This window comes from Clostridium sp. 1001270J_160509_D11, from assembly GCF_015667935.1.
GTDB lineage: Bacteria > Bacillota > Clostridia > Peptostreptococcales > Peptostreptococcaceae > Intestinibacter.
Genome location: NZ_JADPET010000078.1, coordinates 1 through 13,242, shown reverse-complemented (window position 1 = coordinate 13,242; position 13,242 = coordinate 1). Strand labels below are relative to the sequence as shown.

Genomic DNA, 13,242 nt, shown 5'->3' with positions numbered 1-13,242 from the left:
ATAGTATTAGATGCTTTAACAATGGAAGCACCTAAAACTAAAGATTTGAATGTTTTTATTATCCTATTATTGAACATGGAGATGTTGTAAGAACGACTCGAAATGTTAGATCATTTGAATTTGGAGAAAAAGTTCCTACAAAAACTTTATATTATAATTATGGACAAAATTTTGCTATTTACCAAGGTTCTAGAATAATGGTAGTTGAAGATGGAATCTTAAAAGGCGAAATAACAAAAGATGATTTAAAATTTCCATTAAAACTCGTTTTTGACAAAGGTACTCAATTAACAATATTCAATAAAGAAGATTTAAAATCAGTAAGACTTTTAATGAATGGGGAACATGAAATTGAAAAAGAATTAGGGGCTTTATTCTTTTTATCTAGAGTATTAAATAGAAAAATAAAAACTATTCAATATAAAATTATGAGTGATTTAACTAACAGCTCTAGAGATACTGATTATATTAATACTTCAATAGAAGAACAAACTAAAGACTTGATAAGCGAGTTACAAATAGTAGAAAGAAAATTTAGAGATTTAGTTGTTAAAAATCCTGATATAAAAGAAAAATATTTAGATTACATGAATTTTGGAACTAAAGAAGATATGTTTGATTTATCAATAAATAAATACTGTGTGGAAGGCTCTGAACAATATGAATATTTCAAAGTTGAAAGCAAAGTATTAAAAGCTAAACCAATATATCCAAAATTCAAATTAGACCATTTTATGAGCTCTATGAATTATAATTAATTTAATATATAAAATTTACTGCGTTCATGAGCAGTCAACTTCTGCCGTTGCTTTAAATAATAAGTTAGAAATTATAAAAGTAGGATATATAAAAATATTTTTAATATATCCTACTTCATTTTGTATTTTATATATCTAATTTTACATTATAAAACTTCATCCAGTTATTTAATTGGATTAAATATGCTATAACTTGAGGACCTGTCATTAATTGACCGTACCAAGGTTCTTTGAAAGATTCGCCCCCAGTATCAACTATATTTGATACAAAATCATAATCAATAATTTGATGTATTGGAGATGATTTATCTTCTAATATTTTTTTAAGCATATTACTTACTTCTCTTGTATATTCTGGATTATGTGTCTTTGGATATGGACTTTTCTTTCTATCTATAATCTCATCTGGAACTATACCTCGTACAGCTTCACGAAGCAATCCCTTTTCTCTTCCATGTAGTAATTTTATATCTTTTGGAAAATTAAAAGCATATTGTACTAATCTTTTATCTGCATATGGTACTCTTCCTTCTAATGAATTAGACATTGTCATTCTGTCTTTTCTATTTATTAAAGTTAACATTTGATATTTTATATTGAGATAAGTAAGTTCTCTAATAATTCTATCATCATGACTTTCCTTTGGTAATTTATCTATTTTATTTATGCTGTCTCTACAAGTTTGTTTTACATATTCTTCAATAGGTAGGTCTTTTAGACTTGGTTTTAAAATGTTTTTTCTATATTCTATTGAATTTGCCCAAGGAAATATCTCTATAGAGTCGTATTCTCTTGTAAACCAAGGATACCCTCCAAAAACTTCATCTGCACATTCTCCTGATAAAGCTACAGTCGCATATTTTCTTACTTCTTTTGAAAATAAATACAGTGATGAATCTACATCAGCCATTCCTGGCAAATCAGCTGCTTTAGTTGCATCATCTAAAGCATGTGCTAAGTAGATATTATTTAATACTATATTGTGATGATTACTACCCAAAAATTCTACCATTCTTTTTACATATTCAGGGTCAGAATTTGGCTCATATAAATTCTTTTTGAAATATTTTTCATTATCTTTATAATCAATAGAAAATGTGTTTAATACCCCTAATCCATCTTTTTTAAATTTATCAAAGGCAACTGATGAAATCACGCTTGAGTCAAGTCCACCTGATAAAAAAGTGCAGACAGGAACATCGCTTACTAATTGATTTTCAATGATTTCAACTAGCATCTCTCTTACTTTTTTCTTGGTTGTATCTATATCATCTTCATGCTCCATAGTCTCTAATTTCCAATATTCATTTAAGTTAATACCTCTTTTATTAAATAGTAAATAATGTGCTGGTGGAATTTCTTTTATATCTTTAAATATTGCTCCATTTAATGTACGCGCCGGTCCCAAAGATATAAGCTCAATCAGTCCATCCCTATCTACTATAGAATCAATATATGGGTGTTTTAATAACGCCTTTATTTCTGAAGCAAATATCAAATTTCCATCTATATAGGAATAAAAAAGTGGCTTTATTCCTAATTGATCTCTACATAAAAATAATTCTTGATTGTATTCATCCCATATTCCAAATGCAAAAATTCCATTAAGATAATCTGCACATTTTTGCCCATATTCTATATAAGATGTCAATAAAACTTCCGTATCACTATATGACTCAAATTTGTATCCTTTAGAAATTAAATCCGCTCTAACTTCTTCTGTATTATAAAGTTCTCCATTATAACAAATAGTATATTCTTTATTATTAATTATTTTTGTCATTGGTTGCATCCCACCTGTTGGGTCTACTATTATAAGTCTTCTATGACCCATAAGTGCATGGTTATAAGTCTTTAATCCAGCCGAATCTGGACCTCTTAACTTTAGTGTATCAATCATTTCATCCATTATATCGGAGTAATCTCTTATATTATTTTTGAGGTTAGACCATCCTACAATACCACACATAATATAGCCTCCTTTTTTAAAGATATATTACTATATGAAATATATAGAATTATTGTCTAATTAAAATGTATTTTTTATGAATAAATAAATCTTAATAAATAAACAAATCTTTATTTTAAATGTTCTTAAATATATATATTTTTTTCTACTTACAAAAATGATTTTTTCACAATAAAAAGCAGTCATAAAATATTTTATGACTGCTTTTTATTTATAGTTAATGCTTTTTATAAATCTTGTATTTCAAATCCAGCTGCATTCATATCAGCTTTTAATTTTGCTATATGTTCATGGTCAAATGTTTCAAGTATAAATTCTGCAACTTGCTTACCGATTACTCCACCTGAAGATAATCTTGTTTGGTTAGCACTAAGTATATTAGCATTAGATTTGCTTATTATACTTATTAATTCTAAGAATCCTCCTGGTTTATCAGTCATAGTAGCGCTAAATGAATAACGTCTACCTTGTGATGCAAGTCCTACTCCTATTACTCTATATAAAGTATTTACGTCTACATTTCCCCCAGATATTACGCATACTACGTTTTCATCTTGTTTTGGTTGATATTTTCCTGATAATAAAGCTGCTGTAGTTACTGCTCCTGCTCCTTCTGCAACAACTTTTTGATGTTCCATTAAGAATAATATTCCTTGTGCTATTTCTTCTTCTGATACTGTTATTATTTCATCTACTAGTTCATTTATTATATCGAAAGTTAAACTTCCTGGAGTTTTTACTGCTATACCATCAGCTATAGTAGCTCCATTAAATGCAGTAGTTACTTTTCCATTTTCTTTTGATACTTTCATTGATGGTATATTATCTGTTTGAACACCTATTATTTTTACATTTGGGTTTAATCCTTTTGCAGCTACAGCTACACCAGATATTATTCCACCTCCACCAATTGGACATAATATTGTATCAACATTTCCATCTAATTGTTTAAATATTTCAAGACCTATTGTTCCTTGTCCTGCTATTACATATTCATCATCGAATGGATGAAGGAAAGTAGCTCCTGTTTCTTTTTGTATTTCAACAGCTTTTGCATATGCATCATCATAAACTAATCCATTTAATACAACTTCTGCACCATATGATTTAGTTGCTGTTACTTTTGCAAGTGGAGCTGTTTCTGGCATAACTATAGTAGATTTTATTCCAGTCATTTTTGCACCTAATGCAACACCTTGAGCGTGATTTCCTGCACTAGAAGCTATTACTCCTTTAGCTTTTTCTTCATCTGTTAAATTTGCTATTTTATTGCAAGCCCCTCTTATTTTGAATGAACCTGTTTTTTGTAGATTTTCACATTTATAATAAACGTTTGCATTAAGCTTAGCACTAAGTTCTTTGCTTTCTTGTAATGGTGTTTCCTTAACTATAGATTCTAATACTTTTTCTGCTTTTTTTACATCTTCAAGATTTACTTTTAACATTTCTTGCACCGTCTTTCTCTAAAATATTTGACTATAATAACATAATAAGCTTTTCCCCACTTACTGTTATCTTTAAATATTTATTATATAAGCCCTTATAAATCATTCTTATATAATTTTCAAATAATACCCTCTTAAATTAATTTTTATTTTAAGTTTCCATATAAAATATTTTTTATATAAAGGTTTTCCTGTTCAGAAAACATTTTCAATATCATTATATAATATTTTATTTTTTGTGCAATGGCATTTTTTAATTTTGTAATATTGAGTATTTTCAGTCTATTCTTTTAATTTTTTTATTGTACATATCCTATCTTATATTTTATATAGGGTTATTTTATTTTATACACCCTCAAGAAAACGATACCCCTGAATAATTTAATTATAGTTTTTTATAATTTTATTAAAAATTTTATTTTATTTTAATTTCGTTCACTATTTTCTGTATCATTTTTATTAGTTTTATCAATTTTATCTATTTTTACACTAACAACTCTAAATTTATCTAACTCTAATACTTTAAATTTATATCCCGAAAAATTTACACTTTGGTCGACTTTGATATCCATTCCTAGCATAAAAAACATCCAACCGCCAATACTGTCAAATCCATTTTTTTCGATTTCTATTCCTAATTCTTTATTAATCTCAGTAATAGTAGCTGTTCCCTGTACAATATAAGATCCATCATCTAATTTATCAATATCTAGTTCTTCATTTTCATCAAATTCATCTTGTATTTCACCGACAATTTCTTCTAGTATATCTTCTACCGTTATAATGCCAGATGTTCCACCATATTCATCTACTACAACAGCCATTTGAACTCTATCTTTTCTAAGCTTTTCTAGTACTCTACTTGTCAGCTCACTTTCAGATACATAAGTTATTTTTCTCAATATTTTAGTTAAATCAATTTTATTTTCAATTAATTTTTGATTATACAAATCTCTAATATGTATAAAACCTAATAAATCATCTTTATCTTTTCCACAAACAGGATATCTAGTGTATCCTTCTTCTCTTATTAAATTAAATATATAGTCCTCATCATCATCTAAATTTATGCATATCATATCTGTTCTCGGAACTAAAACTTCTCTTATTTGTTTTTCCTCAAAACTAAATATATTATCCACAAATCCTTTTTTATATATACCATATTTATAATTTTCGTTATCTTTTGTAATTACTGAAAAACTATCTTGCTTAGATGAATTTTCTTGTAAAATATCAAAATCGTCTCCCTTAAAAATTCTGCATATTTTGTATGATATAAAATCTATAATTACTGAAAATGGTCTTATAAATGCATAAATAATTGTTAAAAATATCGAATTTCTAAGAAGTATCTTTTTAGGATTTTTTATTGATAACCCTCTTGGAATATAAAAGCCTATTATAGCTTCTAACACACTTGCTCCTAATAAAATTAATATAAATACAATGTCTTCTAAAGTATAATTTGTAATTTTGTATTCTATAAGTATAAATTGACATATTTTATATAGAATTAATCCTATGCTCATAATACAAACTATTATTGAAAATTGGCATACTGATAAAAATTCTTTTTCTTTTGCTTTAATTTTTTTACATCTGTTTAATGCTAAATTACTTTTACTCTCAATTTCTTGTAGATCATTATTATTTATTTTAGATAGAGAATATCTACACTGTACAAAAAATATATTTATAATTGTTAAAACTAAAATTGAAATTAATAATACTGATATCTCCATATTAAATTATGTGCCCCCTTACACAATGCTGAAACTTAATCTAGTTTATATTATAACATATACATTGTATACATTAGACCATAAATTGTAAAAAATGTAAAAATCCACTATATTCATGGCGCCAACGACTTCGTCCGTTGCTTTAGTTAATAGGTTGGAAATTATACATTATCTACAAATCCAATAATGTATAATTTCCTTAGAATTAAAAAAACACCCTAAATTGTATGGTGCTATTTTTTGATTAGTAATATTTATTTGTAAAGTTTATTTATTTGTAAATTCAATTAAGGCATCTCTTAAAAACTCTGCCATTCCTTTTCTATTATCGTCATAATACTTTTTAAATCTTTCATCTTGAGTATACATTTCACCTAAATTTCTATGTGCTTCTTTAGAGTAAAAGTTCCATGTATAACTAAGCCATTTTTTGTGAAGTTCACATGCCTTCATAGCCAATTTTCCTTTAGAATCTCCTTCATCCATAGCTAAATTCAATGTATCTATTATTTCTTTTTCTAGTTGTTTAAAGTTATTATAGTCTTCTTGAGTCATACCCATTATTTTTGCATTAGATTTATCTATTGTATTTTCTCCATATTTTTTTCTTATTTCACTTCCGTATATTTCTTCATTTTTATCAATTAATTCTTTTTTAAATCCTTCAAACTTATCTTTATTTTCCATTTTATAACCCCTCTCTTTACTTTTAATTGTCTTTTCTACATTATTTATCAATAAATCGATCATCTGTCTTTTTTTAAGCAGATTTTCTTTATGATTATATAAGGCTTCTAATATATCAAATGATGGTGATGATAAAATATCTTTTATAGTTTTTAGGTCTAATCCCAATTCTTTATAAAAAAGTATTTGTTGAAGTAAATCAACTTCATTATCACTATAAATTCTATATCCTGAATCTGATATTTTCGCTGGTTTTAAAATATCTATTTCATCATAGTATCTCAAAGTTCTAGTAGTTATACCTGCTATTTCACTTAAATCCTTTATAGAATACTCCATATATTTTCCTCCTTAAAATTTTGATTTATTGATTATAGTTAGATTATATAAATTTACGTAACGTCAAGGTCAAGTATTTTTCTGAAAAAAAATAACATTACTTAGATAAAAAATCTAAGTAATGTTATTTTATATAAAGATATTGCATTTTAGGGCTTTTTTACACCACATCAAACTAATAATAAATTTGATATGTTTCAAGGAAGATTTTCCTAGGCTTTCAAATTCTCCTAAAAAATCAACTCACATATTTATTATTGTACATAATTTCCATAAAGTCAATATTTGTTTGCTATATCAAGCCTTTAAATATTTCTTCATTGATTTTATTCATTAAATTATCTGTTGATTTTAAAGGTGTTACCATCAATCCATCTGGTATGTATACAAATTTTGGTTTATTTGGTTTTAATATACCACCTAGTAATTGTCCGACATTTCCCTCTCTATACAATTCATTGACATCATTTAATTCTAATCTTATATCATCTATACATTTAAATCCAAAATCTTTTTCATATATTTTTGAAAGTATTGTTGGTATCTTCCAGTTAGGAACTTCTACATTTTCTCTCATAGCTGGGCTTACTCTCTGTAGTCTTCTTTCTGTATTAGTAAATGTACCAAATGTACTAGCAAAACTTGTCGCAGGAAGGACAACATCTGCACTTAATGCAGTTTTTGTCATATGAGTATCAGATACCATCAAGAATTCTAGTGATGATAAATCGACATCTGGGTCTTCTCCAAAACATAATAGACCTTTTACACCATTTAATGCTTCTCTGCCATCTGTTACTCCAAGATCTATTAATCCTTGAGAGTTACACTTAGGTTTAACTTGTAATATACCATCTCTTGGAGAGCCTATATGACCTGAAAGAATAGCTATTTCCCCTATTAAACTAGCTATATCTGTACTAACCATATTTTGTTGGAATACTATCATAGCTTTTTTGGCATCTGCATATATCTGTGCAATTTCTCTTATTTCATCCGATACTTCTATATTTTCAAGTGATGATTTAAATGCATCAAAGCCTTCTATATCAGAAGTTTTACCCATATCTATTAAAGCTTTTGCTATTTCTTTTATTTTTGATATTTCGTTACTTGTATATACAGTTTTTGCATCAAATCCATAGTTTGATATTTTATATTCACTTGGATTTATAAATAGTAATTTTGCTCCATTTTTAGCAGCTTTCTTTAATTTTATACCAAGTATAGGATTGTTTTCTGGTTTAAATCCTATAGCTAATATAACATCTGTTGCCAATAATTCATCCATGCTGTTTGGAGATGCATTAACTCCCAATACTTTTTCAAGTCCGCTTTTTCTATGATTAAAGCACAGTGTTTTTACATTTAATTGATCTGCTAATTTTTTAATCGCATAAGCTTCTTCATTGGTATATCTATCAGATATAGATATAGCTACTGCATCTTTGCCAAATTTACTTCTTATAACTTCTACTTTTTTAGCTATTATAGTAAGTGCATCTCTATATTTACATTCTTCTAATTTTCCGTTTATTTTAATATATGGTTTTTTAAGTCTGTCGTCATCTATTGCACTGTCAAATGCCCACTTCCCTCTACCACATATCAATCCTTCATTTACATGACCTTCTTTATTTGGTTCTGATTTTATAAGAAGATTTCCATATGTCTTTAATTCTATTTTGCATCCAACTGAGCAATATGAACATGTAGTGACAGTAGTTTCTTTTTGAAGAGGTACATTTTTCTTTAAGTTAGTTTTTTCTTGTAGTGCACCTGTTGGACAAACTGACACACATTGACCACAAGATATACAAGATGTTTCTTCTAGACCTTGTTCTAAAGCTGGCTTAACCTCTGTATCAAAACCTCTTGAAACAAGACCTAATGCACCAACACCCATAACTTCATCACAAGTTCTTACACATAATCCGCATAAGATACATTTATTCATATCCCTTAATATGTATGGATGACTATCTTCTATTGGTAAAACTACTTTTTCACCTTCAAATCTTTCTGGCTCAACTTTGTAAATATTAGCGTAATCTATTAATTTACATTCATGGAATTTTTGACATCCACATTCTAAACATCTTCTAGCTTCATCTTTAGCTTGTTTCTCAGTAAGCCCCCCAGTTATCTCAAGGAAGTGCTCTTTTCTTTCTTTTGGACCATATTCTTTAATTTTAGGTCTATATTTTCTTTCTCTATCTTCAAAAGATAATTCTGTTAAATCATGTCTTTCATGGACATAAGGCTTTTTATATTTTAATTCTTTACCATATAAATATGCATCTATAGACTCTGCCGCTTTTTTTGCATCTGCTATTGATTCTACTGCTATAGAAACTTTATCATTACCACAATCCCCACATGCAAATACACCTTTAGTTGCAGTCATATAAGTAGATGGGTCATATACTAATGAATTTTTTCTTGTTTTCTCAATTCCATCAAATAACTTAGAATCTACTTGTTGACCTATTGCTATTATAACTGTATCTACATCTAAAACTTTTGTTTGACCTTCAACAGGAACTGGTCTTCTTCTGCCTCTCTCGTCAGGTTCACCAAGTTTCATAACTTGAAGTTCTATTTTACTTACTCTGCCATCTTCACCAGGAATTATGCCGATTGGATTAGTTAAATTTTCAAATCTAACCCCTTCTTCTTGTGCTTCTCTTATTTCCATCTCATCTGCTGGCATTTCTTTTATTGTTCTTCTATATATGTTGTAGACTTTTTTTGCACCCATTCTGACAGCAGTTCTACATGCATCCATTGCAACATTACCACCTCCGACTACAGCAACACTTTCACCTAAATTTATAGTTTTGCTTTTCGCGATTTTTTCAAGGAAGTCTATACCACCCATAACACCAGGTATGTCAGAACCTTTGCAGTTTAGTCCTATTGATGACCATGCACCAATTGTCATAAGTACTGCATCATATTTATTTTTTATAGCTTCAAATGATAAATCTACACCAACTTTTGTGTTAGTTTGAATCTTAACACCCATTTTAGATATTAAATCTATTTCCTTTTGTAGTATTTCTTTTGGCAATCTGTATTCAGGTATTCCATAACGAAGCATCCCCCCTAATTTAGGCATTGCATCTATTATAGTAACATCATGCCCTTTTTGTGCAAGGAAATAACTCGCTGATAAACCTGCAGGTCCGCCACCTATTATTGCAACGCTCTTACCTGTTGGTTTTGATATTTCTGGTATATATGGATCATCTGAGTTTAAATCTCTATCTCCAACAAATCTCTTTAATTCTTTTATTGATATTGATTCTTCAACTAATCCCCTTCTACAGTCTGATTCACAAGGGTGTGGACAGACTCTTCCTATTGATGCTGGTAGAGGTATCTTATCTTTTACTAATTTTAAAGCTGCCTTGTGAAGTCCATTAGCAATTAGCCCTACATATCCTTGGCAATCAGTATTTGCTGGACATCCTAGAGAACAAGGAGCCTTACAATCTCCATTGTGATTTGATAGTAATAATTCTAAATTTGTTTTTCTAGATTCTCTGACTCTCTCTGTATCAGTTTTTATTATCATATTTTGTGCTATTTCAGTTGCACATGCTTTAAATAATTTTGGGCTACCTTCTACTTCAACTACACAAATTCCACATGAACCATATATCTCAGCTCTCTCATCATAACAAAGTGTAGGAATAAATATGTTATTTTCTTTTGCAACTTCCAAAATAGTCTGTCCTGGAAGACCTAAAACTTCTCTGTCATCTATATTTAATCTTATTTTATTCATCTTTCTAACCTTTCTAATTTATTTCAATTGCATCAAATTTACATGTTTCCATACATTTACCACATTTAATACAGATATTTTTATCTATTATATGAGCTTCTTTTTTATTCCCGCTAATAGCTGATACTGGACATTTTCTCTTACATGCCCCACATCCTCTACAACTATCTTCAACTATGTCATAGCTTATTAATGATTTACATGCTTTAGCAGTACATCTCTTGTTGTATATATGATCTTCATATTCATGTCTGAAGTATTTTAATGTTGTTATAACTGGATTTGGAGCTGTCTGTCCTAAACCACACATAGCACCATCTTTAACCTTATATGCTAATTCTTCTAATAATTCTATATCCCCATCTTTGCCTTGGCCATTTGTTATTCTTTCTAATATTTCAAGCATTCTCTTTGTGCCTATTCTGCAATAGTTACATTTACCACAAGATTCTTTTCTTGTGAAATCTAAGAAATATCTAGCCATATCGACCATGCAAGTCGTTTCATCCATAACTATCATTCCACCAGAACCTACTATAGCTCCTGTTTTATTTATATTTTCATAATCTACCGGCGTATCTATTAAGCTAGCTGGAATACATCCTCCTGATGGTCCACCCATTTGAACAGCTTTAAATTCTTTGTCTTCTTTGATACCACCACCGATATCATATATTACTTCTCTTAATGATAATCCCATTGGTACTTCAATAAGACCGCCTTTTTTGATTTTACCTGCTAGTGCAAATACTTTTGTCCCGTTGCTCGTTTTTGTTCCCAGTGAGCCAAAAGTTTCCCCTCCATTTAGTATTATCCATGCCACATTAGCATAAGTTTCAACATTATTTATATTAGTAGGTTTTTGCCAATACCCTTTTTGTGCTGGAAATGGCGGTTTAAGTCTTGGCATTCCTCTTTCGCCTTCTAATGATGCTATAAGTGCAGTTTCTTCACCACATACAAATGCTCCTGCACCTTCTTTAATTCTAATATCAAAGTCAAATCCACTTCCAAATATATTTTTTCCTAAATACCCTCTTTCTTTTGCTTGTGCTATGGCTATTTTTAATCTCTTTATTGCTAGAGGATATTCAGCACGAACATAAATTACACCTTCATTTGCACCCATTGCATATCCACCGATTGTCATCCCTTCAAGAAGTGAATGTGGGTCTCCCTCAAGAACTGCCCTATCCATGAATGCTCCTGGGTCTCCCTCATCAGCATTACATACAATGTATTTTTGTTCTGCTTTGTTTTGTCTTGCTGCATTCCACTTAAACCATGTTGGGAAACCTGCCCCTCCACGTCCACGAAGCCCAGATATCTTAATCACATCTATAACTTCTTCATCTGTCATACTAGTCAAAACTTTTTTAGTCGCTTTATATCCATCTCTTGCTATGTATTCATCGATTTCTTCAGGATTTATACATCCACAATTTCTAAGTACTATTCTCTTTTGTTTTTCCATTAGCTTTTTATTTTCCTCAGAAATCTCCTTAGACTCTACAGCTTTTCCACCTTCAATATGACTTTCAATAATTTCAACTACATCTTCTGGCTTAACTTTTACATATCTTGTTGGTTCATCTTTTGCATCTTCATAAATATCTACTATCGGCTCTAAAAAGCATGTCCCTATACATCCTGTAATATCTACATTTATATCTATATTCTTTTCCCCTAATATTTCTTCAAACCTGTTAGCTACTTTTTTTGCACCTGTTGCTATCCCGCAGCTCCCTTGACCTACTACTATCCTCATCGATACTTCTCCTTTTGATTATTAAGCTATTATTTCCCCTTCAGATTTTTCTTCTTTTTCTTTGATTTGATTTAATATTTCTATAACTGAATCTTTTGTTAAATTTCCATATGTTTCATCATTATCTTCAGTTTTAATCATCATAACAGGAGCAAGTGAACAACATCCTAAACATGAAACTTGATTTAAAGTAAATAAACCATCTTCTGTTGTTTCTCCATCTTTTATATTTAATTGTTCGCTTATTACTTGAGATATCATTTCAGAACCATTTACATGACATGCAGTTCCTTGACAAAGCATAATTAAATATTTTCCTATAGGTTGTAATCTAAATTGAGCATAAAATGTTGCAACTCCATATATCTTAGCCACCTTAATTCCTGTAAATTCTGAGATTCTATTCATCACATCTATTGATATGTAACCATATGCATCTTGAGCCTTTTGTAAAATTGTTATTAAATACCCCTCTTTTTTACCATATGCCTCTAAGATTTTATTTAACTCTTTTAGATCATCAGTTTGATTATTCTTGCATTTACAAGTCGACATTTCGTTTCACTCCATTTCTTATTAAATTTTTGATGTATGTTGTATACATTTCACCCATAAAAACATTTTCATAAAGCTTATTATTGATTTGTAAAATATATTTTTAAAATATACCCCAATTTTATTAAAAATATATTTATAATGATATTTTTTTAACATTTTTCCATATATTAGTTCATTAGG

Annotated in this window: 8 protein-coding genes; 1 reads left to right on the top strand and 7 read right to left on the bottom strand. The window is 29.1% G+C overall.

The window, feature by feature from the left end; translation table 11 throughout:
• The first annotated feature begins 197 nt into the window (after window positions 1–197).
• A complete protein-coding gene (locus I4U58_RS08570; RefSeq protein WP_243269588.1) occupies window positions 198–758 on the top strand; it encodes a hypothetical protein in 561 nt (186 codons plus the stop codon).
• Window positions 759–885: 127 nt separating this feature from the next.
• Here the strand turns inward: I4U58_RS08570 and asnB are convergent, their stop codons facing one another.
• From asnB to nuoE, 7 genes are all read right to left on the bottom strand, one after another.
• On the bottom strand, window positions 886–2,727 hold the full coding sequence (gene asnB / locus I4U58_RS08565) for an asparagine synthase (glutamine-hydrolyzing) (protein WP_195930881.1): 1,842 nt from the start codon (window positions 2,725–2,727) through the stop codon (window positions 886–888).
• 227 nt (window positions 2,728–2,954) lie between these two features.
• Window positions 2,955–4,172: a threonine ammonia-lyase gene (gene ilvA / locus I4U58_RS08560; RefSeq protein WP_195930880.1), complete on the bottom strand. Its 1,218-nt coding sequence runs from the start codon at window positions 4,170–4,172 to the stop codon at window positions 2,955–2,957.
• 425 nt (window positions 4,173–4,597) lie between these two features.
• Window positions 4,598–5,917 (bottom strand): hemolysin family protein, encoded by a 1,320-nt coding sequence (locus I4U58_RS08555; RefSeq protein ID WP_195930879.1) that lies wholly within the window; start codon window positions 5,915–5,917, stop codon window positions 4,598–4,600.
• A gap of 267 nt (window positions 5,918–6,184) precedes the next feature.
• On the bottom strand, window positions 6,185–6,943 hold the full coding sequence (locus I4U58_RS08550; protein ID WP_195930878.1) for a MerR family transcriptional regulator: 759 nt from the start codon (window positions 6,941–6,943) through the stop codon (window positions 6,185–6,187).
• 292 nt (window positions 6,944–7,235) lie between these two features.
• Window positions 7,236–10,736: an FAD-dependent oxidoreductase gene (locus I4U58_RS08545; protein WP_195930877.1), complete on the bottom strand. Its 3,501-nt coding sequence runs from the start codon at window positions 10,734–10,736 to the stop codon at window positions 7,236–7,238.
• Between the two features lie 13 nt (window positions 10,737–10,749).
• Window positions 10,750–12,504, bottom strand: a complete 1,755-nt coding sequence (locus tag I4U58_RS08540) for an NADH-quinone oxidoreductase subunit NuoF (RefSeq protein ID WP_195930876.1) — start codon at window positions 12,502–12,504, stop codon at window positions 10,750–10,752.
• Window positions 12,505–12,525: 21 nt separating this feature from the next.
• Window positions 12,526–13,059, bottom strand: coding sequence for an NADH-quinone oxidoreductase subunit NuoE (gene nuoE / locus I4U58_RS08535; protein ID WP_195930875.1), 534 nt, complete (start codon window positions 13,057–13,059; stop codon window positions 12,526–12,528).
• Window positions 13,060–13,242 lie beyond the last annotated feature (183 nt).